This window comes from Lysinibacillus sp. NPDC056959, from assembly GCF_042674095.1.
In the GTDB taxonomy this organism is placed as follows: Bacteria; Bacillota; Bacilli; order Bacillales_A; family Planococcaceae; genus Lysinibacillus; species Lysinibacillus zambalensis.
Genome location: NZ_JBHURE010000001.1, coordinates 264,619 through 289,483, shown reverse-complemented (window position 1 = coordinate 289,483; position 24,865 = coordinate 264,619). Strand labels below are relative to the sequence as shown.

The 24,865-nt window shown below is 37.7% G+C and carries 22 protein-coding genes and 1 pseudogene; 17 read left to right on the top strand and 6 right to left on the bottom strand.

Going from position 1 to position 24,865, the window contains the following annotated elements:
* Positions 1–50 precede the first annotated feature (50 nt).
* Positions 51–1,383 (top strand): annotated as a pseudogene (locus ACFTQ7_RS01335) (IS3 family transposase).
* A gap of 81 nt (positions 1,384–1,464) precedes the next feature.
* On the opposite strand, the gene ACFTQ7_RS01330 reads toward ACFTQ7_RS01335, so the two are convergent.
* Positions 1,465–1,650, bottom strand: a complete 186-nt coding sequence (locus ACFTQ7_RS01330) for a DUF5325 family protein (protein WP_079559722.1) — start codon at positions 1,648–1,650, stop codon at positions 1,465–1,467.
* 138 nt (positions 1,651–1,788) lie between these two features.
* Here ACFTQ7_RS01330 and typA point away from each other — a divergent pair, with 138 nt between their 5' ends.
* The 5 genes from typA (at position 1,789) to ACFTQ7_RS01305 (ending at position 6,871) form a co-directional block, all read left to right on the top strand.
* Positions 1,789–3,633: a translational GTPase TypA gene (gene typA, locus ACFTQ7_RS01325; protein WP_349658964.1), complete on the top strand. Its 1,845-nt coding sequence runs from the start codon at positions 1,789–1,791 to the stop codon at positions 3,631–3,633.
* Between the two features lie 30 nt (positions 3,634–3,663).
* Complete coding sequence (locus tag ACFTQ7_RS01320) at positions 3,664–4,062, top strand: YlaH-like family protein (protein ID WP_386826906.1); 399 nt, start codon at positions 3,664–3,666, stop codon at positions 4,060–4,062.
* A 260-nt stretch (positions 4,063–4,322) separates the two neighbouring features.
* Positions 4,323–5,315 carry an ABC transporter substrate-binding protein gene (locus ACFTQ7_RS01315; RefSeq protein WP_386826905.1) on the top strand — a complete coding sequence of 331 codons (993 nt, stop codon included), beginning with the start codon at positions 4,323–4,325 and terminating at the stop codon, positions 5,313–5,315.
* 1 nt (position 5,316) lies between these two features.
* Positions 5,317–6,084 carry an ABC transporter ATP-binding protein gene (locus ACFTQ7_RS01310; RefSeq protein WP_349658961.1) on the top strand — a complete coding sequence of 256 codons (768 nt, stop codon included), beginning with the start codon at positions 5,317–5,319 and terminating at the stop codon, positions 6,082–6,084.
* Positions 6,077–6,871, top strand: coding sequence for an ABC transporter permease (locus tag ACFTQ7_RS01305; RefSeq protein ID WP_386826904.1), 795 nt, complete (start codon positions 6,077–6,079; stop codon positions 6,869–6,871). Before ACFTQ7_RS01310 ends, ACFTQ7_RS01305 begins: the two co-directional genes overlap by 8 nt.
* A gap of 214 nt (positions 6,872–7,085) precedes the next feature.
* Here the strand turns inward: ACFTQ7_RS01305 and ACFTQ7_RS01300 are convergent, their stop codons facing one another.
* Positions 7,086–7,289: a YlaI family protein gene (locus ACFTQ7_RS01300; RefSeq protein WP_349658959.1), complete on the bottom strand. Its 204-nt coding sequence runs from the start codon at positions 7,287–7,289 to the stop codon at positions 7,086–7,088.
* Between the two features lie 11 nt (positions 7,290–7,300).
* Positions 7,301–7,801, bottom strand: a complete 501-nt coding sequence (locus ACFTQ7_RS01295; protein ID WP_386826903.1) for a molybdopterin-binding protein — start codon at positions 7,799–7,801, stop codon at positions 7,301–7,303.
* Positions 7,802–7,983: 182 nt separating this feature from the next.
* Here ACFTQ7_RS01295 and ACFTQ7_RS01290 point away from each other — a divergent pair, with 182 nt between their 5' ends.
* Genes ACFTQ7_RS01290 through pyc form a run of 3 tightly spaced genes read left to right on the top strand, consistent with a single transcriptional unit; the run spans position 7,984 to position 12,956 of the window.
* Positions 7,984–8,265 (top strand): Fpa/YlaN family protein, encoded by a 282-nt coding sequence (locus ACFTQ7_RS01290; RefSeq protein WP_079559730.1) that lies wholly within the window; start codon positions 7,984–7,986, stop codon positions 8,263–8,265.
* A gap of 59 nt (positions 8,266–8,324) precedes the next feature.
* On the top strand, positions 8,325–9,509 hold the full coding sequence (locus ACFTQ7_RS01285; RefSeq protein ID WP_386826902.1) for an FtsW/RodA/SpoVE family cell cycle protein: 1,185 nt from the start codon (positions 8,325–8,327) through the stop codon (positions 9,507–9,509).
* 12 nt (positions 9,510–9,521) lie between these two features.
* On the top strand, positions 9,522–12,956 hold the full coding sequence (gene pyc, locus ACFTQ7_RS01280) for a pyruvate carboxylase (protein ID WP_386826901.1): 3,435 nt from the start codon (positions 9,522–9,524) through the stop codon (positions 12,954–12,956).
* A 250-nt stretch (positions 12,957–13,206) separates the two neighbouring features.
* On the opposite strand, the gene ACFTQ7_RS01275 is transcribed toward pyc, so the two are convergent.
* Positions 13,207–14,130: a COX15/CtaA family protein gene (locus ACFTQ7_RS01275; protein WP_386826900.1), complete on the bottom strand. Its 924-nt coding sequence runs from the start codon at positions 14,128–14,130 to the stop codon at positions 13,207–13,209.
* 335 nt (positions 14,131–14,465) lie between these two features.
* Here ACFTQ7_RS01275 and cyoE point away from each other — a divergent pair, with 335 nt between their 5' ends.
* The 7 genes from cyoE (at position 14,466) to ACFTQ7_RS01240 (ending at position 21,840) form a co-directional block, all read left to right on the top strand.
* Positions 14,466–15,383, top strand: coding sequence for a heme o synthase (gene cyoE / locus ACFTQ7_RS01270; protein ID WP_079559734.1), 918 nt, complete (start codon positions 14,466–14,468; stop codon positions 15,381–15,383).
* Positions 15,384–15,483: 100 nt separating this feature from the next.
* Positions 15,484–16,572 carry a cytochrome c oxidase subunit II gene (gene coxB / locus ACFTQ7_RS01265; RefSeq protein ID WP_386826899.1) on the top strand — a complete coding sequence of 363 codons (1,089 nt, stop codon included), beginning with the start codon at positions 15,484–15,486 and terminating at the stop codon, positions 16,570–16,572.
* 39 nt (positions 16,573–16,611) lie between these two features.
* Positions 16,612–18,495, top strand: coding sequence for a cytochrome c oxidase subunit I (gene ctaD, locus ACFTQ7_RS01260; protein ID WP_197141718.1), 1,884 nt, complete (start codon positions 16,612–16,614; stop codon positions 18,493–18,495).
* Positions 18,495–19,121 (top strand): cytochrome c oxidase subunit 3, encoded by a 627-nt coding sequence (locus ACFTQ7_RS01255; RefSeq protein ID WP_197141720.1) that lies wholly within the window; start codon positions 18,495–18,497, stop codon positions 19,119–19,121. Before ctaD ends, ACFTQ7_RS01255 begins: the two co-directional genes overlap by 1 nt.
* A 1-nt stretch (position 19,122) precedes the next feature.
* Entirely contained in the window at positions 19,123–19,467 is a 345-nt protein-coding gene (locus tag ACFTQ7_RS01250; protein ID WP_197141722.1) for a cytochrome C oxidase subunit IV family protein, read from the top strand.
* 612 nt (positions 19,468–20,079) lie between these two features.
* Complete coding sequence (gene ctaG / locus ACFTQ7_RS01245; protein WP_386826898.1) at positions 20,080–21,003, top strand: cytochrome c oxidase assembly factor CtaG; 924 nt, start codon at positions 20,080–20,082, stop codon at positions 21,001–21,003.
* Between the two features lie 375 nt (positions 21,004–21,378).
* Complete coding sequence (locus ACFTQ7_RS01240; protein WP_349658951.1) at positions 21,379–21,840, top strand: DUF420 domain-containing protein; 462 nt, start codon at positions 21,379–21,381, stop codon at positions 21,838–21,840.
* A 59-nt stretch (positions 21,841–21,899) separates the two neighbouring features.
* Here ACFTQ7_RS01240 and ytvI read toward each other — a convergent pair whose 3' ends face one another.
* Positions 21,900–22,964 (bottom strand): sporulation integral membrane protein YtvI, encoded by a 1,065-nt coding sequence (gene ytvI, locus ACFTQ7_RS01235; RefSeq protein ID WP_349658950.1) that lies wholly within the window; start codon positions 22,962–22,964, stop codon positions 21,900–21,902.
* Positions 22,965–23,167: 203 nt separating this feature from the next.
* Complete coding sequence (locus ACFTQ7_RS01230; RefSeq protein ID WP_349658949.1) at positions 23,168–23,533, bottom strand: YugN family protein; 366 nt, start codon at positions 23,531–23,533, stop codon at positions 23,168–23,170.
* A gap of 148 nt (positions 23,534–23,681) precedes the next feature.
* Here ACFTQ7_RS01230 and ACFTQ7_RS01225 point away from each other — a divergent pair, with 148 nt between their 5' ends.
* Positions 23,682–24,803, top strand: coding sequence for a CAP domain-containing protein (locus ACFTQ7_RS01225; protein WP_386826897.1), 1,122 nt, complete (start codon positions 23,682–23,684; stop codon positions 24,801–24,803).
* Positions 24,804–24,865 lie beyond the last annotated feature (62 nt).

Here is a 24,865-nt window from a genome sequence, read left to right as displayed (position 1 = left end):
TATAGGGTACTTTTGTTTATAATGAGAAAAAAGATGTCGGAGCGGAATAAATGACGAAAAGATTATTTACTAAAAAAGAGCAAGAACAACTAAAATGTAATCCTAATATCCAGGCTATTAGTGATAAAGCAATTACTTATACTGAGGAGTTTAAACGCCATTTTATTGCAGAAAATGAAAAAGGAAAACTCCCAAGAACGATTTTTGAAGAGGCTGGTTTAGATGTAGAACTGATTGGTTTGAAGCGCATTAGTTCAGCGGGAAAGCGTTGGCGTGCAGCTTATCGCACAACTGGAGTAGCTGGTCTACAAGATACACGTAAAACGAATTCAGGTCGTCCAGTAGAACGGGAATTAAGTTTAGAAGAAAAAATTGCACGATTAGAAGCAAAAAATCAATTATTACAAGCGGAGAATGAACTTTTAAAAAAGCTCGATCTACTCGAAAGGCAGATGTTAAAGAAGAAATAACAATCGCAACGGAACTAAAGTTTGAATTAATCAGTAAAACGATTCAAAAATATAAACTAAAACGTTTAGTAAGCTATCTATGTGAAATCATGGGTGTATCTCGTTCAGGTTACTATAATTATTTCACAGAGAAATCAATGCAAAAGCTTGCAGCATATGAGTTAGCAGATGAAGCCGTCAAAGAAATCATTTTAAAAGCGTAGCATTTCCGAGGACGTAGGAAAGGTGCACGTCAAATCAAAATGACGTTAGAAAATCAATATGGGATAACGTATAACTTAAAACGTATTCGCCGTATTATGAAGAAATTCGAGATTGTATGCCCAATTCGAAAAGCGAATCCGGCACGTAGAATGGCCAAAGCAACAAAAGAACACCGTACATGTCCAAATGAATTACAGCGTAACTTTAAACAAGGTGTAGCAGGAAAGTATTATTAACAGATATCACGTATTTGCCGTACGGAAAAGGCAAACGTGCTTATTTATCAACGATTAAGGACGCTGAGACAAACGAAATTTTAGCGTATGAAGTATCTGCTTCATTAAGTATGGATATCGCGCTCAATACTCTTCGTAAATTGAAGCAAAATCACCACCATTTAACGAAAGATGCATTTATTCATTCAGATCAAGGATTCCATTATACGAATCCAAAATTCCAGAAACTTGTGAAGAAAATGGGACTAGGGCAATCTATGTCACGCCGAGGAAACTGTTGGGATAACGCCCCTCAAGAATCCTTCTTCGGTCATTTTAAAGATGAAACCAATCTGAAAGCGTGTGAAACATTAGAAGAAGTAAAACGAGAAGTAAAAAGTTATATGATGTATTACAACCATTATCGAGGGCAATGGAACTTGAAAAAGCTGCCGCCTGCAAAATACAGACGGCAGCTTCAAAAGGTTGCCTAGCTTTTTTTCAAAATGTCCTTTACAAAGGGTACACTTTATTTTTTTAGACAGGCTCCTTCTTACTTAAGCAATCAACTCATATTATAGTAAACCTTGTTCACGTAGTTTACGTTTCATTTTAAAGGCTGTCATGAAGATGACACAAGTAGCCACAATGCCTGCTATTATACCTAATACACTGCTGATTGCTACTGAATACCCGATAGAACACATTGCTAAAACAGCAGCTAATGCGTAAATAGCCATTACGAATTTTGCACGATTCATAGCCGAGCCTCCTATATTAAAAATTTGTAAATTAAATATATTTTTTAGAATGAGGAAAATTCTAATAAGGACATTTCTATCCTTCTTGTGCTATAATATCACAGTTAAACATTCGAAAAAAGAATATGGAGTGGAATAATGACAAACTTACGTCAAGATCTTCGCAATATCGCAATTATCGCACACGTTGACCATGGTAAAACTACTTTAGTCGACCAATTACTAAAACAATCAGGTACATTCCGTTCAAACGAACGTGTTGAAGAACGTGCAATGGACTCTAACGATATTGAACGCGAACGTGGTATTACGATTTTAGCTAAAAATACAGCAGTAAACTATGAAGGAACTCGTATCAACATCCTTGATACGCCTGGACACGCTGACTTCGGTGGTGAGGTAGAACGTATTTTAAAAATGGTAGATGGCGTTGTACTAGTTGTCGATGCGTATGAGGGTTGTATGCCACAAACACGTTTTGTGTTGAAAAAAGCATTAGAACAACGTTTAACACCAATCGTTGTTGTTAATAAAGTGGACAAAGATTCAGCTCGTCCACTAGAAGTAGTAGATGAAGTACTTGAATTATTCATTGAACTAGGTGCAGATGAAGATCAATTAGACTTCCCTGTTGTCTATGCTTCAGGTGTAAATGGTACAGCTTCTTTAGACGCTGATCCATCTAAGCAAGAAGCGGATATGAAATGTCTATTTGAGAAAATTATCGAAGCTATTCCAGCACCAATTGATAACTCAGAAGAGCCATTACAATTCCAAGTAGCTTTACTTGACTATAATGACTTCGTTGGACGTATCGGTATTGGTCGCGTATTCCGCGGAACAATTTCTGTAGGTCAACAAGTATCTCTTATGAAGTTAGACGGAACAGTGAAAAACTTCCGTGTAACGAAAATCTTTGGTTTCTTCGGCTTAAAACGTGAAGAAGTTGAGACAGCAAAAGCTGGTGACTTAATCGCCGTTTCAGGTATGGAAGACATCAACGTTGGTGAAACAGTTTGCCCTGTTGAGCATCCAGACGCGCTAACGCCATTACGTATTGATGAGCCAACTTTACAAATGACTTTCTTAGTAAACAATTCTCCATTCGCAGGTCGTGAAGGGAAATGGGTTACTTCTCGTAAAGTAGAAGAGCGTTTACGTGCTCAATTACAAACAGACGTATCTTTACGTGTTGAAGATACTGATTCTCCAGATGCTTGGACAGTTTCAGGTCGTGGGGAGCTTCACTTATCTATCCTTATCGAAAACATGCGTCGTGAAGGCTTCGAATTACAAGTGTCAAAACCACAAGTAATCGTGCGTGAAATCGACGGCGTGAAATGTGAACCTTTCGAACGCGTTCAAATCGATGTGCCTGAAGAAAATGTTGGTTCAATTATCGAATCAATTGGTACACGTAAAGGTGAAATGCTTGATATGGTGAACAACGGCAGTGGTCAAGTTCGTTTAACGTTCTTAGTACCAGCTCGTGGATTAATCGGTTATACAACTGAATTCATGTCGATGACAAAAGGTTTCGGTATTATCAACCATACGTTCGATTGCTATCAACCATTAATACCAGGAAAAATCGGTGGCCGTCACCAAGGTGTACTAGTTTCAATGGAAACTGGTAAATCAACAACTTATGGTATGATGCAAATTGAAGACCGTGGTACACTGTTCTTGGAGCCAGGTACAGATATTTACGAAGGTATGATCGTTGGAGAAAATACTCGTGACGCTGATATCACTGTAAACATCACAAAAATGAAACAAAAAACAAACATCCGTTCAGCAAACAAAGACCAAACGAATGTTATTAAAAAGCCACGTATTTTATCACTAGAAGAAGCGCTTGAATACTTAGGTGATGACGAGTATTTAGAAATCACACCAGAATCTATTCGCCTTCGTAAACAAATTCTAGATAAAAACGAACGTGAGAAAGCAGCGAAAAAATTACGTAACGCAGAACAATAATTTTCCGCTGACATGAAAGGAAGAGGAGTCTTGGATATAAAGTCCGCTTTATTGGGTGAACTAAATGTTATTCAAGTTGCTGCATCAACAAATTCAGAGGAAACAACAAAGGTTTATGAGAGAATGGCAGGTATAACAAGATTTTTATATGAAAATTTACCGAGCTATGACATTGCAGGCTTCGTTGTATTTCTTCTTGTATTTGTACTTTCTGCAATTGTCTATAAATTAGGCTTTGCAAAGAAGTTAAAGCTATCTCAAACTATTGTCATTTATGTGTTCCTATTCCTAGGATGTATTATGTTGACATTTTTCGCGTTATTCCTACCTATGATTGAGGGTCTCATCGTAGCGGCGTTAATTTTGATTGTATATAAAACACGTATGTGGCGTGAAAAAAGAGAAGAGCAACAAGCTGCCAACCAATGAGAGTAGCTTGGCTCCTATACCGTGAAACTTGTATTGAGTTTTTAAGTAATAAAACAGCCTTAGCATTAATTTGCTAAGGCTGTTTTATTTGGTATAGTAAAAAAAATTATCGTTTTAAGCAATCTACATATAAACGATTGGCTACGAAACCCATTTTCAATCGATTGTTCTCTCAAATCTAAATTGATTGGCACCGAAATCTTCTAGTGTGAATAAGTTAATGTCGATAGGCTTATTTCATCAATTAAGGAGGAAATGGAATGCGTAGGCTTAAAAAAAGTTTACTATTTAGTGTTATTACTTTATTACTCCTTTCTTTAACAGCGTGTAATAAAACGGAGCTAGAAAAAGTCAAAGTTGGAGAAGTGACGCGCTCAATTTTCTATGCGCCGCAGTATGTAGCCCTTGAAAAAGGGTTCTTCAAGGATGAAGGGCTTTCCGTTGAGCTACAAACAATTGCGGGCGGGGATAAGACAATGACGGCGTTACTATCTGATGGAATTGATATCGCTTTAGTTGGATCGGAAACTTCTATATATGTAACGCTCCAAGGCTCTAATGACCCGATTCAAAATTTTGCGCAGTTAACACAAACAGATGGAACATTTTTAGTGGCACGCGAAAAGGTGGATAATTTTTCATGGGATCAGTTGAAAGGTTCCACATTTTTAGGGCAGCGTAAAGGTGGAATGCCACAAATGGCAGGTGAGTTCGTACTGAAAAAGCATGGCATTGACCCTGCCAATGATTTAAAACTTATTCAAAACATTGATTTTGCTAATATTTCTACAGCCTTTGCATCTGGAACGGGGGATTATGTACAGCTATTTGAGCCAACAGCAAGTATGTTTGAGAAAGAAGGTAAAGGCTATATTGTCGCTTCGTTTGGTACAGAATCTGGGCAATTGCCGTATACATCGTTTATGGCGAAAAGCAGCTATTTAAAGGACGAAGAGAAAACAGTTCAAGGCTTTACAAATGCATTGAAGCGAGCACAGGATTTTGTGCAAAAATCGAGTGCGGCAGAAATAGCGAAAATTATTCAGCCATACTTTGAAAATGTAGATATTGAATTAATCGAAACAGTGGTAGAGCGTTATAAATCACAGGGTTCCTATGCTACAGATCCTATTTTGGATAAGGGGGAATGGGATAACTTGCAAACGATTATGGGAGAAGCGGGTGAACTTCCTCAACGGGTGGATTATGAAAAGCTTGTAAATACAACCTTTGCTAAAAAGGCAGCTGAGTAAGATGGAATTTTTAAAAGTAGAAAATATTCACCATAGTTATTTTTCGAAAACGCAGGCAAAGGAAGTTTTACGTGATATTAATTTAGATATTCGAAAAGGTGAGTTTGTTTCTTTTATAGGACCGAGTGGATGTGGGAAAACAACGTTATTATCAATTATTGCGGGCTTATTTTCGTCTACAGAGGGCAAAGTATACATCGATGGTGAGGAAATTTCAACACACAATCAATCTCTCATTGGCTACATGCTTCAGCAAGATTATTTGTTTCCTTGGAAAACCATCGAAGAAAATGTCACGATCGGTTTGAAAATCATGGAGCGAAGCAATAAAACGCATAAAGTAACTGCAAATGCACTTTTGCAAGAAATTGGTTTACCGCATGTAGGGAACAATTATCCGAGAGAGTTATCGGGTGGCATGCGTCAACGAGTAGCACTTGCAAGAACGTTAGCGGTGGATCCTAAAATTTTATTGCTAGATGAACCGTTTTCAGCACTTGATTATCAGTCTAAATTAAAACTGGAGGATTTGGTTGTTGAAACGTTAAAGGCCTATCAAAAAACGGCAATTCTGGTGACACATGATATTGGTGAAGCCATTGCGATGAGTGAACGCGTATTTCTATTTTCTGCAAATCCAGGTACATTGCATAAAGTATTTGATATACCTTCAGAGTTGCAAGAGCTTTCACCTTTTGATGTTCGACAGCATCCAGCATATTCAGATATATTCCAAATTATTTGGAAGGAGCTGGAGAGTCTTGGATAATACAATGTTTAAACAGTATCAGCAAATGCTAAAAAAAGAAAAGCGCTATGTTCGTTTATATCAGCTTATCATCTTACTTGTATTTTTCGGTGGATGGGAGCTTCTTTCAAGATTTGGATGGATTGACCGTTTAATTTTTAGTTCGCCGACGCATGTATGGCGTACATTAGTAGAAAAAGTGAGTGATGGTACGTTAACACTTCACGTTGGCGTTACTTTAATGGAAACGATTATTGGTTTTATTGTCGGAACACTACTGGGTACATTAATAGCAACCGTATTGTGGTGGTCATCGATGCTATCAAAGGTACTTGATCCATATTTAGTTATTTTAAACGCTATGCCTAAAGTTGCTTTAGGCCCTATTTTAATAGTCGCCCTTGGTCCAGGTTATTTTTCGATTATTGCAATGGGTGCGTTGATTTCAATCATTATTACAACCATCGTAGTTTATACGGCTTTTAAAGGGGTTGATCCTAACTACAGCAAAGTGTTACAAACTTTTGGGGCGACCCGGTGGCAAATATTTAAAGAAGTTATTTTACCTGCTTCCTTCCCAACGATTATTTCTACTTTGAAAGTAAATGTAGGACTGTCTTGGGTAGGTGTTATAGTTGGTGAATTTTTAGTTGCCTCAAAAGGGCTTGGTTATTTAATTATTTATGGCTTCCAAGTGTTTAATTTTAATCTTGTGCTTATGTCACTTCTCATCATCGCCTTTTTTGCGACGATTATGTATCAGGTTGTCGAGTTGATTGAGAAGGCGATTATAAAAAATAATGGATAGATGGTTAAAGGAGGTGTCTCAATAATGAGTCACCTCCTTCATGTTGATAATATTCCGATAAAAACTGAAATTGTTCCGATAAAACGAGATATTATTCCGATAAAAGCTAAAATTGTTCCGATAAAATGAGATTTTGTTCCGATAAATCTTGGTGAGTAGCCTGAACGATAAAGGAGGTGTCTCAAATAATGAGTCACCTCCTTCGGCTGACCAGTTAAAACTCTTTATCCATCTGTGGTGAAGTACGATAAAAACGGAAATTTCCGGTTTCAATGCGTGCGACGGTATTATCTTCAATACGGTCATGACATGTTTCACACATATACGTATTAATTGGTCGATTGCGTAATTTTTTTGCTAACGGTAAATTATCATCTAAATTGTTAATTGTATCGCAAATAACGCACTTTACGCGCATTGCATTCCCTCCTACTTAGCACGAATAGCTAATACATTTTTGATAGGGTTGTCTACATTTGAACCGTCTCTAAATAGCACATGAACAGGACCATCTTCCATTAATGGCTTCCCATCTTGGCTATATTTTAAAATTAATGTATAAGCTTCTTCGATTGTAAATGGATATTCTTTGCTATCTTCACATTCAATGACGATTGTTGTTGCTTCAGGTTTAATATCAGCATTTTTCAAGAAGTGACTTAATTCGATTCCGAAAGTGCCTGTTTCCATCCCTTTGCGGTCGAATTTTCGTTCTGATTTCAATGTTGGTGGGAAAGTAGCTCCTTCCATAATCTCACGTGACCAGTGAGCACCTACCTCACGCATATATTTAATATCCGAATCTTCTTCAACTTCTTTTGTGTCGAAGTACGTTTTTAAATCTAATTTACGATCATCGAAAATCCAAACAGTGGGATCTAATGTTAATTGGAATGTAACTGCGCCCTTAATAGGAATTATTGTCTCCATTATAGAAATCCTCCTTAAATCTTGTATATCCATGAAATAGTATAACGCTAATGACTAGAGATAATAAAGAAATATAATTCGATTTCTCTATTTTCCAATGTAGACACTTGCATTTTTTACGACTAAAAGATAAACTTTATTAAGATAGAATCGAAGAAATATCAGATAATGGGGGCGTCCTCATGGATACTAAATCACAAACTTCCTTTCAAGAGAAGGCTTTGGAGCTTTTAGTTGCTGATGCAGATAAAATTGCTCGCCTCATTCGAGTACAAATGGATCATTTAACAATGCCACAATGCCCTCTATATGAAGAAGTATTAGATACACAAATGTTCGGCCTTTCACGTGAAATTGAATTTGCTGTGAAGCTTGGACTCATTGAACGCGAAAAAGGCAAAGAAATTCTCGATTCACTCGAGAAAGAACTTTCTGTACTACATGACGCGTATACAGACAAATAAAAAGAAAAAACTCAAACGCATTTGCGATTTGAGTTTTTTTTCTAGAATGAGGTTTTCCGATGAAACAATACTTAAAACGTTATGCACAAAATTTTGATTATCCGTTGTTTTTTACTGTTCTATTATTAAGCTTATTTGGTTTAGTAATGATTTATAGCTCCAGTATGATGGTGGCGATTGCACAAAAAGGAGAAGCTCCAGATTTCTATTATCACAAGCAAGTAATCAATTTAATTGTAGCTTTTCTTGGATTTTTAGTAGCTGCATTTTTCCCGTATAAACATTATGCGAATAAAAATGTTATGTTGTTACTTACGGCTGTGCTAGTTGTTCTATTTACTTGGGTAAAAGTTGCTGGTAACGGTGATACGGAAGGGATAGGTTCTAAAAGTTGGATACATGTCCCGGGTTTTGGTAATTTTCAACCTTCTGAATATGCGAAGCTATTTATAATTTTATATTTTGCAGCAGCTTTTTATCGGAAAGGACAAAAATATACGCTTGAGAAGCTACAACCAACTGAAATATTTTATCCTATATTCCTCTGGATTCTTGTTGTTGCTGGTGTAGCATTTGAAACCGACTTGGGAGCAAGTATTATTCTATGTGGAATTGCTGTTTGTGTTGTAGCAGCGAGTGGTATTCCATTTAAAACATTTTGGAAGTTTTTTGGAGTGTTGGGCGCGTTTGGAGGAGTCATCTTTGGTATACTAATGCTGTTTAAAGGAAATATGTTAACGACAAACCGTTTGGGACGTCTTAAATCCTTCGTTAACCCGTTTGAGTATGAGACTGGTAGTGGTCATCAAGTTGTCAATAGTTATTATGCCATTGGCGGAGGCGGTTTAGAAGGAAGAGGTCTCGGTCAATCGATTCAAAAATTGGGGTATTTGCCTGAACCACAAACCGATTTTATTATGGCAATTATTATGGAGGAACTAGGAATTTGGGGAGTTCTTATCGTTTTAGGTGGTTTAGGGTTTATTGTATATAAAGGATTTTCGATTGCGTTGCGCACGAAAGATCCGCTAGCACGTATGATTACGGCTGGTATTGCGAGCTGGATTGGCTGGCAAACGTTTATCAATCTCGGGGGTGTAACTGGGTTAATCCCGTTAACCGGTGTCACGCTACCTTTTATTAGCTATGGTGGGACATCTATAATTATTCTATCTTTAGCGATGGGAATATTAATCAATATTTCTATGTTTGAAAAGGTAGAAAGGAGAAAGACACAATCATAAAGGGGGATATCAATGGAATCAATCAACAAAATTCTCGTAGCCAATCGAGGAGAAATTGCAATTCGTATTTTCCGTGCATGTACAGAGTTGAATATCCAAACTGTAGCCATTTATTCGCGGGAGGACAGTGGGGCATTCCATCGTTTTAAAGCAGATGAAGCCTATTTAGTAGGAGCTGGCAAGAAACCAATTGATGCTTATTTAGATATTGAAGGCATTATTACGATCGCGAAAGATGCTAATGTTGATGCGATTCATCCAGGTTATGGCTTTTTATCAGAAAACGTAGAATTTGCACGTCGATGTGAAGAAGAGGGGATTGTTTTCATTGGACCGACTTCCCAGCATTTAGATATGTTTGGGGATAAGGTGAAGGCGCGTGAACAAGCAATTGCTGCAGGAATTCCTGTTATTCCAGGTACAGATGGTCCAGTAGCTAATTTAGCAGAGGTAGAATCTTTTGCTAGCGCATATGACTATCCAATTATGATTAAGGCAGCACTAGGCGGCGGTGGTCGTGGAATGCGCCTTGTTCATACAGCAGAGGAGTTAGCGTCCTCCTATGAACGTGCAAAATCAGAGGCGAAAGCAGCATTTGGCTCTGATGAGGTGTATGTAGAAAAGGCTATTATTAAGCCAAAGCATATTGAAGTCCAAATTATTGGCGATCAACAGGGCAATATCATTCATTTATATGAACGTGATTGCTCGATTCAACGTCGACATCAAAAGGTTGTTGAGATCGCACCATCTAATTCAATTTCGGAAGATTTAAGAAACCGAATTTGCGATGCTGCGGTTCAATTAATGAAAAATGTCTCATACATAAATGCAGGGACAGTAGAATTTTTAGTTGCAGGCGATGAGTTTTATTTCATCGAGGTCAACCCTCGTATTCAAGTAGAGCATACGATTACTGAAATGATTACGGGTGTCGATATTGTGCACGCCCAAATTAAAGTGGCAGCAGGGTACGGTCTGCATAGTGAGGAAATCCATATTCCACAACAGGCAGATATTCCAATGATCGGCTATGCGATTCAAGCGCGTGTCACAACGGAAGATCCAGCTAATGATTTTATGCCTGATACAGGGAAGCTTATGGTGTATCGTTCAAGCGGTGGTTTTGGCGTCCGATTAGATGCCGGCAATGGCTTCCAAGGAGCAGTAGTAACGCCGTACTATGATTCGCTACTAGTTAAAATTTCAACGACAGGGATGACATTTAAAGAAGCGGCAGCAAAAATGGACCGAAACTTAAAAGAGTTCCGTATTCGTGGGGTTAAAACGAATATTCCATTTTTAAATAATGTCGTAACGCACGAGAAATTTTTAACGGGTGCATTTGATACAAGCTTTATCGATTCAACACCTGAACTATTTAATTTCCCTGAGCGTAAGGACCGTGGGACAAAGCTCTTAAGCTATATTGGCAATGTAACGCTAAATGGCTTCCCTAGTGTAGAAAAGAAATCGAAGCCAATTTTTGTACAGCCGAGCATCCCAAAAGTCGATAAATTAATCGTTCCTCCGGCAGGGACAAAGCAAATTTTAGATGCCCAAGGAGCAGACGGGCTTGTGAAATGGATTTTGGAGCAAGAGGATGTGCTATTAACGGATACAACTTTCCGAGATGCACACCAATCACTTCTTGCAACACGTGTGCGTTCACAGGATATGTTCGAAGTTGCAGATGCAACAGCGCGCATGATGCATGATTTCTTCTCACTTGAAATGTGGGGTGGCGCAACGTTTGATGTGGCGTACCGTTTCTTAAAAGAAGATCCGTGGGAGCGACTTGCTAAGCTACGTGAACAAGTACCGAATGTACTATTCCAAATGTTATTGCGTGGTGCGAATGCAGTTGGCTACACAAATTACCCAGACAATTTAATTCGTGAGTTTATCGCTGAATCAGCGGCATCAGGCATTGATGTATTCCGCATTTTCGATAGCTTGAACTGGATTAAAGGAATGGAAGTAGCCATTGATGCAGCACGTCAATCAGGTAAAATTGCTGAAGCTGCGATTTGTTACACAGGAGATATTTTTGATGAATCAAGAGCGAAATATTCAGTTCAATACTACAAGGAAATGGCAAAAGAGTTAGAGGCAGCAGGTGCCCATATTTTAGCGATAAAAGATATGGCTGGATTATTGAAGCCAGAAGCAGCCTATCGTTTAATTTCAGAGTTGAAAGAGACAACAAGTCTGCCAATCCATCTGCATACGCATGATACAAGTGGCAATGGTATTTATTTATATGCCAAGGCGATCGAAGCGGGGGTAGATATCATTGATACGGCACTCGGTTCAATGGCAGGTTTAACATCACAGCCAAGTGCAAACTCCTTGTATTATGCAATGAAGGGCGGTAAGCGCGAGGTTCGTGCTGATATCGATGCGCTTGAAAAATTATCGTACTACTGGGAAGATGTGCGTAAATATTATAAGGATTTTGAAAGCGGCATGATTAGCCCGCATTCTGAAATTTATGTCCATGAAATGCCAGGTGGTCAGTACAGTAACTTGCAACAGCAAGCCAAAGCAGTAGGCCTTGGAGATCGATGGGAAGAAGTGAAGCGTATGTATTCCCGCGTAAACCTTCTTTTTGGCGATATTGTCAAAGTAACCCCATCTTCGAAAGTAGTCGGTGATATGGCGTTATTTATGGTGCAAAATGATTTAGATGAAAACTCTGTCCTGACAAGAGGGCAAACAATCGATTTCCCGGATTCTGTGATTGAATTCTTCCAAGGTTATTTAGGACAACCACATGGTGGCTTCCCAGAGGCACTTCAAAAGGTTGTGTTAAAGGATCGTGAAGCAATTACGGTACGTCCTGGCGAGCTATTAGAGCCTGTGAATTTTGAGCAATTAGAAGCGATACTAGAGGGAAAATTAAATCGTCCCGTGACAAAGCAGGATGTGCTAGCATTTGCTTTGTATCCTAAAGTGTTTGAAGAGTATGCAAAAACAGTGAACTCCTTCGGGAATATTTCGGTATTAGATACGCCAACATTCCTTTACGGGTTAAAACTAGGCGAAGAAATCGAAGTCGAGATTGAAAAAGGAAAAACACTAATCATTAAACTTGTTTCTATTGGAGAACCGCAGCACGATGGTACGCGTGTTATATACTTTGAGCTGAACGGTCAATCTCGTGAACTAGTGATTCAAGATATGACTGTCGAAGTAGATGGCAGTCTGGCATTAAAAGCAGACCCAAGCAATCCAAATCAAATTGGCGCAACGATGCCTGGAACGGTCTTAAAAGTAGTCGTATCGAAAGGAAGCCATGTAAAACGTGGGGATCACTTATTAATTACCGAAGCGATGAAAATGGAAACAACCGTCCAAGCGCCGAAAGACGGTATCGTGAAAGAAGTGCACGCTCATGCGGGCGATGCTATTTCAACAGGTGATTTGTTAATTGAAATTGAATAATTGATAATAAAGAAGGTTATTAGATGGCTTTTACAGCATACTAATAACCTTTTTATCTTTATTCAGCAAATGTTTGTTTTGTGTAGCGAAAGCAAAGCGTCAGCTACAAATGTTTTTGTAGAGATAATACGCCAAAATTTGCTATATTGTAATAATAAACTTATTGATTTTTTTACACATAAATGGTAGAAGTGATTGCCGAAATAAAAAAGATTCACTACTGAAAAATGTAGCGAATCTTTTTCTACTATTATTTGCTTTTTTCATTATAATTGCTACGTGCAACTAGCATTATCATGTAACAAAGTAGACCAAATAGAATTGAAATGAATAATGAATGAAGTAATGCGACTGTTAAATTCAATTTAGTTAGGACTACTAACATACCTGCGATCATTTGTAAAATTACTATAGTAAAGGCAATAATCCAGCCATAGTAAATAACGCGTTGATTTTTATATTCTTTTACAACGTGCCAAGTTATGTATGCAATCCAAATGAAAAAGGTAAGAACTGCTAGGCGATGCCCCATTTGCACCCATTCGTACATATTATTAAAAGGTGCGAATGGTGTTTCGTTATAGCAAAATGGCCAGTCAGGACATATTAAGCTAGAATCTGTATGGCGAACAAGCGCCCCTGTATAAACGACTAAATAAGAATAAATTGTGACAGCAATTGTATGCCAACGTAACTTTTTACCAATAAATACGTTATCGGCATCAAATTTCCGATCGACTTCAAATACAATCATAGAAAGAAGGAGCACAGCAGCAAAGGAAATAAGAGATATCCCAAAGTGGAGCGCTAATATGAAATCGCCTTGTCCCCACAACACTTGAGCTGCTCCAATAAGAGCTTGTGCGATTAAGAAAAACATCGCTAAGAAACCTAATAATTTTACTTCTCGAATATGACCGAGTTTACGCCATGTCCAAACTGTTAACGCAAGAATCGAAATAGATACAACGCCAGTTACAAGACGATGAGAAAATTCAATTAAGACTTCTGGTGTTATATCTTTTGGAATAAGAGAACCATTACAATCAGGCCAATTTCGACCACAGCCTAAGCCACTATCTGTTTTGGTAACAAGTGCTCCACCTAATAAAATAAGGAGCATTCCAACTGTAGCGGCAACAGCAAACCATTTCATATACTTGTTGTGTTGCATAAAATGAGTCACCTACTTTATCTATGAACATTACATGAAAGTAATGTTTCTGCTAATAGATGATATCGAAAATACAGGTAAAAAACAACTTGTAAAGAGTAGGGAGTATTAGATGTCGATTCCATTTCACAAATTGTTCATAATTTCGTGCTCTATCCTTCACAATTCATTTTGGAAAATGATTTACTATAGATATGTTGTTTTTATTATATTTCTAGACAAAGCTAATTTTTACAACTTCATCTAAATTTCACTTAATGTCTAGAAATCAATCGCAAATTTCGCTATAGTAATTGGTAGCGGAATATGCTTACAAAAATGAAAGGAGAGGTATCATGTCAAACGGTCGTGCACTGACGGCTACTAGAAATGGTGGACCAGCATCAACATCTGTTGTGAAAGATTTCTTAGCACTGATAAAAATTGGAATTGTTAACTCGAATCTTGTCACAACGTTTACAGGGATGTGGCTGGCATTTCAATTTACTAGTAGACACTTCTTGCAAGAGCTTGATGTCATATTGTTCACCATGCTGGGTGCAGCATTGATTATAGGTGGCTCGGGCGCAATGAATAACTTTATTGATCAGGATATTGACCCAATCATGAAAAGAACGAAGGCAAGACCGACAGTAACGGGTAGATTTAAGCCGAATTTTGTACTGACCATTGCCCTCTCATTTTTAATTGTAGGTGAAATTTTGTTATTTGCGGCATCGTTTGCGGCCGGCATGTGGGGACTTGTAGGAATATTTGCTTATGTTGTTCTGTACTCAATGTGGTCAAAGAGGAAGCATGTTAGTAACACGGTTGTAGGAAGTATTTCGGGGGCAATCCCACCAGTTATTGGGTTTGCAGCTGTTGAGCCTACATTAGGTGCTGGAGCTCTTGCCTTATTCCTGATTATGTTTGCATGGCAACCACCGCATTTTTATGCACTTGCTATGAAACGTACTGAGGAATATCGTGCAGCTAATATACCAATGCTACCAGTAGTAAAGGGATTTAAACGAACTAAGTACTCAATGTTATTCTGGATTCTTTTATTATTACCGTTACCTTTCCTTTTACCGGAGCTTGGGATTGGCTTCTTAATTCTTGCGACTGCATTGAACTTGGGCTGGTTGATTCTAGCTTTTAAAGGCTTTACGACAAAAGATGATATGAAATGGGCAAATAAAATGTTTATCTATTCTTTGAATCATATGACCATACTATTTGTATCCATCATAATTTTTGCGTTGTTTAGCTAAATGTAGGAATTCTTTCTTTTCTTAAAGAATTCATATAGACAGAACTGATGTCCTAGGTACACATGAAAATACAACAAAGAAAGAGGGGTTTAATTAAGCTATGATGAAAGGCCTTAAAAAGTGGCGTCTTTTTTCACTACTAGCAGTGATGATGGTTTTCCTTTCTGGTTGTGGTGAAGATTATATTTCTGCACTGAAACCGTCTGGCCAAGTAGGTAAAGAACAATTCAATCTATTAATGCTAGCTACTGGAATTATGACGTTAGTTGTAGTAGTAGTATCCGTTGTCTATTTACTTGCATTCTTAAAATTCCGCCGCGCAAAAGTTGGCGAAAATGTTATTCCTAAGCAAGTAGAAGGAAGTCACACACTTGAAGTGATTTGGACAGTTATACCAATTATTTTATTATTAATCTTAGCTGTACCAGTTGTTACGGCTACTTACAAATTTGCAGATGTTGCTGCGATGGACGAAGTAGATGAAAACGGTGACAAAACAGCACTTACAGTAAATGTAACTGCGAAATTATATTGGTGGGAGTTTGAATACCCTAACCAAGGTATTGTAACGGCACAAGAATTAGTAGTACCAACAGGTCAAAAAGTTTACTTTAACTTAAAAGCTGCCGATGTTAAGCACTCATTCTGGATTCCTGCTGTAGGCGGTAAAATGGATACGAACGTAGATAACTTGAACAAGTTCTATCTAGAATTCGATAAAGAATCAAAAGACCTTAAAGACGGCGTATTCTATGGTAAATGTGCTGAGTTATGTGGTCCTTCACATGCATTAATGGACTTCAAAGTTAAAGCATTAAGCCCAGATGCATTCGATACATGGGTAGCTTCAATGAAAGCAACAGATGGGAAAAAGGCTGACAAAGCTTCAACAGATCTAGGGGAAGCAACATTTGCTCAGAGCTGTATGGGTTGTCATGCTGTATCAGGTACAAGTGGTGCAGGCACACCAGGTCCTAACTTAACTACTTTTGGTGACCGTAACCGTGTTGCTGGTTTCTTAGAACACAATGAAGAAAACTTAAAAGATTGGATTCAAGATCCTGGCAAATTCAAACCAGGTAACTTAATGATGAATCCAGAAGGTACTGCGCCAATTTATGGCGACTTAACTGATGAAGAAATTCAAGCTCTTGCAACGTATATCATGGGCTTATCTGTAGAGAAATAATTTTAGTTTTATGTAACAAACTTGAGGGAGGTAAAAGTTGTGAGCTCATACACACAGAAAAAGGGCTTTGGAGCAACTGTCTGGGACTACATTACAACTGTTGACCATAAAAAGTTAGCAGTAATGTATTTATTAGCCGGTACACTGTTCTTTGCTATCGCTGGTTTTGAAGCGTTATTAATGCGTATTCAATTAATGAAACCAAATAACGACTTCGTATCAGCTGGTTTTTTCAATGAATTATTAACAATGCACGGAACAACAATGTTATTCCTAGCTGCGACTCCATTACTATTCGCATTTATGAACATGCTTGTACCATTACAAATTGGTGCACGTGACGTAGCATTCCCGTTCCTTAACTCTTTAGGGTTCTGGTTATTCTTCCTAGGTGCAGTATTCCTTCACCTATCATTCTTTATGGGTGGCGCTCCTGATGCGGGTTGGACGTCTTATGCATCATTATCTTTATATTCTCCTGGACATGGTATTGACTTCTATGTTCTTGGTTTACAAATATCAGGTGCAGGTACGTTAATTTCAGGTCTTAACTTTATCGTTACGATTATTACAATGCGTGCTCCAGGTATGACATTTATGCGTATGCCATTATTCACTTGGACTTCTCTAGTATCAAGTGCATTAATCCTATTCGCATTCCCTCCATTAACAATTGGTTTATTAATGATGTTATTTGACCGTATGTTCGGTGGTAACTTCTTTGACCATTTAATGGGTGGTAACACAATTATTTGGGAACACTTATTCTGGATCTTCGGACACCCAGAAGTTTATATCTTAGTTTTACCAGCGTTCGGTTTATTCTCTGAGATTATTCCAGCGTTCTCTCGTAAGCGTTTGTTCGGGTACTCTTCAATGGTATTCGCAACAATTTTAATCGGTTTCTTAGGGTTCATGGTTTGGGCTCACCACATGTTTACAGTTGGTCTTGGGCCAACAGCTAACGCAATCTTTGCTGTTGCAACAATGGCGATTGCGGTTCCAACAGGTATGAAAGTATTCAACTGGATCTTAACTATTTGGGGCGGATCTATTAAAGTTACAACACCAATGCTTTATGCACTTGGTTTCATCCCGTCATTCGTTGCGGGTGGTGTTACAGGGGTAATGCAAGCATCTGCACCTCTTGACTACCAATTACACGATTCTTACTTTATCGTTGCTCACTTCCACTACGTAATCGTTGGTGGTATCGTAACAGCGTTATTTGGTTCAGCGCACTTCTACTGGCCAATTTTCTTCAACCGTATGTTAAACGAAACACTTGGTAAAATTACTTTCTGGGTATTCTTTATCGGATTCCATTTAACGTTCTTCGTTCAACACTTCTTAGGTTTAATGGGTATGCCACGTCGCGTATTCACTTACATGGAAGGTCAAGGTTGGGATCAGTTCAACTATATCTCTACAATCGGTGCATTAATGATGGGTGTAGGGGTTATCTTAATGGTAATCAACTGCTTAATGTCAATCAAAGGCAAACCAGCAGGTCGCGATCCATGGGGCGATGGACGTACTTTAGAATGGTCAATTCCACAACCAATCCCATTCTATAACTTCCGTCAAACACCTCTTGTTCGTGGTTTAGATCCTTGGTGGATTGAAAAGCAAGAAGGTAATAAAGAAGTTACATTTGCTGAGCCAATCGGTGATATTCATATGCCAAACAACTCAGCTATCCCATTTGTTATTTCGATGGGTATGTTTATCGCAGCATTCGGTGCTCTTTACAATCCAGATGCAGATAAACCATGGTCAATTTATATTTTAATTGCTGGTCTTGCAATTACATTTGGTGCTATGATTTTCCGTTCTGTTAAGGACGATCACGGCTTCCACTTACACAAAGAAGAAATTCTTGAAATTGAAGAACATCTTTACGGCAAAGGAGGAAATAAATAATGGATTTCAATACTAAATTTACTCCTCATACTTGGCCAGATCATCCTGAACAAGCTACGATGGAAGGGAAAAATAAAGTTGTTGGTTTCTGGATTTTCCTTGCCTGTGAAGTTGTACTTTTCGCAAGTTTATTCGCTACTTACTTAGCGCTTAAGAACAAAGGGCCAGCTGGCATGGAGTTCACAACACAAAGTTTATTTGAATTACCTTTAGCTTTCGCTATGACGATGTTATTATTAACATCTTCACTAACGTCTGTTTATGCCATTTACCATATGCGTAACTTTAACTTTAAGGCAATGCAAACTTGGCTTGGTATAACATTACTTTTAGGTCTTGGATTCTTAGGTCTTGAAATTTATGAATTCAATCATTATGTAGGTCTTGGTTTTACATTTGACCAATCTGCATTCTCAACTGCGTTTTATTCATTAGTTGGTACACATGGTTTCCACGTAACATTAGGTCTTGTGTGGATTGCTACGTTAATGCTTCGTAATGCTAAGCGTGGTCTTAACTTATACAATGCACCTAAATTCTTCGTGGCTGCATTATACTGGCACTTTATCGACGTAGTTTGGGTATTCATCTTTACAGTAGTTTACTTGATGGGAGTGATCGGATAATATGTCATCACACGATACACCTATAGTTGCTAAGTCACAGGCACAATACGAGTATGATCGTCATCATAATGCCGTTCATATGCGTAAACAAGTAATCAACTTTGCGATTATGATCTTCTTTACGTTTATCGCATTCGCAGTAGTTGCAGCTGATTTTTCTAAATACTTAATATTACCGCTTATTTTATTGCTTGCTGGAGTTCAAGTTGTTCTTCAACTTTACTCTTTCATGCACTTAGAAGACAAAAAAACACACTTCGGTGGTGTAATTGGCTTCTTCATGTGGATGGGTATTTTAATCGCATTTACATTCTTCTTAGCATTTTTAACAATTATTTGGTGGTAATCACCAAAAAAGCACGTTCTCTACTTACTGTAGGAACGTGCTTTTCTTTTTGTCCCTTTTTAAAGTTCTATTGGTGAAGACTAATAATTAGCGGTGGATAGAGAAACCTACACTACTTGCGAATGAGCTTTTTGGCTATATTCGAGTAAAGGCTCTACGCCAAATTGTTCTGCCAATATAATGAAAAAGAGAAACAAATAAAATGTATTTTTGTGCGGGTATTTATACATTGATTAAAGTTTTCGCTTTATACAAGTTGATTGGAGTGGAGGCTGGGCGACTCCTCGGGGATCAGCGTCACAGATGAGACCCTGCAGCGAAGCGAAGCGGCTCATCGGACGCCCCCAGGAAGCTCTGCTCTGTGCGAAAGCGAAGCGACAGCAACAAAGCGCCCAGTCGGAACGGAAATCAACCCCACGCTATGGCTGATGAGCCACGAGAAATAAGATACTCTTCATGTGGTGATTTATAGTTTTTAACATTTTTTCAATAGATGCTCTAGCTTGTTCGAGTAATTAATTGTGGATAGTTATTTGTTCACCTTTCGTTCATTGCAGAATAAGTGTAAGCGTTCTATAATAGGGATACTGAAGTTAAAGGAGTGCGTTTTGTATGCCACTTAGTATATTTGGTTTCCAAGCTTTATGGAGCCCATACTTAATAGGGGTTCTTGTTTTTATAACAGTCATCTATTTTCTAGTCACAACAAAGTGGCGCAAGGATTTTAAAGTAAGTGAGCCTTTGAAAAAAGGAGAGGCTATTTATTTTGTACTGGCGATGGTAACGATATATATTATTAAAGGATCTCCAATAGATTTAATGGCGCATATTATGTTTACAATGCATATGGTGCAAATGGCTATTTTATTGTTACTTGTACCGATTTTCTTAATTAAGGGGATTCCTTGGTGGGTATGGAAAGTTGCGATTGAAGCACCAGTTGTTAGATCTTTATTTAAAGTACTTACATTTCCCGTCGCTGCAGTATTTGTGTTTATTGGTCTATTTTCTTTCTATCACTTACCTGCAGTGCTAGACTACATTAAATTAAACGAAACTCTACATGGTACATATACATTTGTATTATTTGTTTCTGCTGTCTTAATGTACTGGCCTTTGATTCAAAAGATGCCAAATCAATCACAAATGAAGCCTTTGCATAAATTAGCCTATATCATTGCTAATGCGGTATTAATTACACCTGCGTGTGCGTTAATTATTTTTGCACCAAACGCTATGTATGAAACATATACAAATGGTGAAGCATGGCTAAAAGCAATGGAACTTTGTGTGCCAGTTGCCACACTATCTAGTTTATCTCTTTCAGGACCAGAGCTCTTTACAAATATGACATCTGTTGCTGATCAGCAATTAGGCGGCGTTTTAATGAAGATTTTACAAGAGATTATTTTTGGTGTATTACTAGGGGCGATTTTCCTTAATTGGTATCGTGCAGAACAAAAGGATCCGGATAAAATTACTGCAGATGCTTTAAAAGAGCATCAAAAGAAATGGGAAAGCCAGCAGCAACATTAATTGTAAAAAAAGAATTTTTAACTTCTTTCAACAGGTGTCCAAATACCTGTCGCTACGCTTTCGGTATAAAAGAGGAACTCAGTCTAAGAGCGCCACGTCCTGTGGTAACGACTGAGTGACCAACATCGTGTTGGCCTAGAGCCTCCGGCGGATGTCACGGAATCGGAAAGGAGTTCTTAGGGGATATTAGCCTAAAAAACATCGCGTCCATGCGATAACGGCTAACTGACCTACATCGGTAAAAACGCCACCTCCTGTGGCATTACCGAAATGACCGACATCGTGTCGGCCCTTGTGCAGGCCTAAGCACAAAGCCGATTCGGGACGCAATTATGCCGAGGCAGAATTGATTTTAAAGTATAAGGGGTTTTGTCAATGGAATTACAAATTTTGCCTACTATAAGTACATCATTCATTGTTATTAGTGCTGTACTTGTAGCTATTGGTTGGGGCTTAATTATAAAAAGAAAAGTGGAGGCACATAAAAAAGTAATGCTTGCAGCAGGTGTCGCAGCACTTATCTTCTTTATTATTTATGCTTCACGTACAATCTTTATTGGTAACACAGCGTTTGGTGGCGGAGAAGATTTAAAACCATATTATACGTTCTTCTTAATTTTCCATATTACGCTTGCAACAACTGGAGCTGTATTTGGTATTGTTAGTATCATCTCTGGTTTGAAAACGAATCTTAAGCTTCACCGTCGTATTGGACCGATTACGAGTATTATTTGGTTCTTCGTAGCTATTACCGGAGTTCTTGTTTACTTGTTACTTTATGTTTTATTTGAGCCAGGTGAAACAACATCTGTCATTAAAGCAATTTTAGGCTTTTAACTTCTTTCAGCTGGTGTCATTGTGCAGAAGCATAATTGATCAAAAAGATCTCCCTCCTTTTATTTTTGAGAAGGAGGGAGATTTTTTATAGATGTTTGATTAAATAGGGACAGGACAACAACAAAGAGTAAAGGACCGATTAAAATACCAACAAATCCAAACACTTCAAAACCGATAAACATTGCAATAAAGGTTGTGAGTGAGGAGAGTCCAACTTTATTTCCAATTACTCTAGGTTCAATCATACGTCGAACTAAAAATAGTGCGATTGTTAATGCGACTAGCATAACAGCAAAAATATAATCACCTGTAAAGGCTTTGTATAGTGCCCAAGGAAGAAGCAAAATGAATGAGTCTAAAAAAGGAACGAAGTCTAAAATGACTAGCAAGAGTGATAAAACAAGTGGGAATGGAGTTTTAAGAAAATAAAAAGTCCCAAAAGATATAGCTAAAATACAAATACCAACAAAAAATTGTGCTTTCATAAAACCAAATAAAGCAAGTTTCACACGCTGTCCAATAAATAGTATTTTTTGTTGATAGTGAAACGAAATAGGTGCTAACATTTTACGGTTAATATTCGGTAGTTCTAAAAGAAACATATATAACACAATCCAATAAACAAAAATATCAAACAAACGAGAAGTAATATACGTAAGTAAAGATGACCAAACATTCACATTTGTTAAAGAAAGAGCATATTTCTCAATTGAAGAAAGAGCTTGTGCTATCATAAGTTGAATTTGTATAACAAGATCTAAGGGCAAACGATGCGTGTAGTTGGAGAGCTTGGATTGCATTTGAATCCATATTGCTGAGAGTTGATTGAGGTACTCTGGAATATCAATGATAAATATTGAAAATTGTTTCCAGCTTATAAATATGATGAGAATACATAATAATAATGTCACAATTGAAAAGATCATAAAAAAAATGGATGCGACTATTTTTCGTTTTTTTCGGAACCGTTTACTAATTCGTATGATGACAGGTTCCAATAATAATGCAGTTACGTAGGCAAGCAGTATCGGTAATGACAGGGATATAAACCAAAGAATTGCAATTCCAATCGCTATAACGATTATCGGATGGCGAAAAAAAGGACTTTTTAAAAATTGTAACATTTATCTCACCTACATCATGTAAAAGATATAGTTAGTATGAGAAGAAATAAAATTTTTACTCAAAATAAAAAAGACTGGACCACCAGTCTTTTCAGTTTAGCTATTGCACTGCATGCTATTGCCGTTACTGTTACCTGATAAAAAAATAAAAATGATTTCGATGTTTAATCGACATATATGCACCGTGAAATAACTATCTAAAATTAAGCGCGAATTTCAAAATCTTGTAAGTCTAATTTAACCTTTTTTAAGATTTCTTCACATTTTTTTACAAGATGAGCTGGATAAACTTCATCATCACCATACTCAACACCGTGTGGATAGTAGTACTTACCAAGTGCTGGTTTCATTAATGTTAGGATTGCATCGTGTGCACCAACATCACCTGATTTAGCATATGAGAATACACGCAGGTAATAACGTCCCTCACGAGTATCGAAACGCTTATCAAATGTCATACGTTCGTAGTCCCAGCCGCCATCACATTCTAAACCGTTTTTTTTCATGACGCTTACAATAAGTTCTTGATCAGCTGTTAAATTTTCAAGGTTAGTATTTTCAAAATACATCTCTAATCCTCCTTTAGGTTCTCGTACAAAGTATACGCTCATTTTTATAATAGAGCATATTCGACATTGTTGCAATGACAACATTGTGTCAACCCAACTACAATTGATATAATAGTTTTAGAATAATCGTGATAAGAAGGAGTCATATATGAAAGCTTTATTTCGCATTTTTATGGCATGTGCTGCAATTGCGTTGATTGGCTTTATGTTTTTTAATACACCACGTGAAAATGAGCCGCTAAAAGGCCCGAATGCCAATTCAAATATCATTCCCAAAACCGAGTTAACGCAACCTGAAATGGGGGCAATGCCACGTCCGAAAAGCGGGATGTCGACATTAATCGGTAAAGAAATAAAGGTAGTTTCAGATAAATATGGTGAACCAGTGCGAAAGGAACCATCGTCCTTTGGCTATGATTGGTGGATCTACAATGCAAGTCCTTCCAAATTTTTTATGGTAGGCGTTGAAAATAATGTGGTGACACAAGTTTATCTAGCTGGTGAAGATTTAGATGCTTCTCCTTTTAAGGTTGGTCAGAAGCGTGATGATATATACCGAATGACTATCATTGATTACGAAGTAACGGCGAATGTTGGTAAAAATATTTTCTCTTTCTCGATGAGTGAAGAAGATATGCAGACACGGTTGCTTGTAAAATTCGAAGGGCTGTTTGCACAACTCTATCTCGATAGAGAAACGAGTGAGCTACAAGGCATACGCTTTACTAATAGTAAAACGCTTGTTCTTCATCAACCTTATGAAATGACTTATCAAGGCGAGTTAGTTATACCAACACCACCTTCTTCCTTTTTACAGAAGGAAATTAATGAAGCAAGTGCTGCGCAACTTGACGATTTAATCAATGTAGCAAGAGTTCAACATGATTTATCTCCATTAACTATTGATGAATCAATAGAAAAAGTTGCAAATATGCATAGTGAAGATATGAAGGTTCAAAATTTCGTTGGTCATGAATCACCAACAAATGGAGATTTGAAAAAGAGATTAGAAACACAGGAAATCGAATATAGTGAGGCGAATGAAAATCTTGCGACTGATTATTTTGATGCTATCGAAGCAATGCATGGTTGGCTAAATTCATCTGAGCATCGAAAAATCATATTAAATGATTTATATACTACAGTGGGATCTGGAGTCTTTTTAAACTATTATACGCAAATATTGTTAGAATCTTCTTCACAGGAGCTGGATAGTGAGAATAAAGACTCTGAGGAACCAGTAGAAAATATTGATGAATCATCACCTTAAAGAGAAACTTAATCTAAGGAGTTCTTCATCACCTCACTGATTATTAGTTTTCAATAATCAAG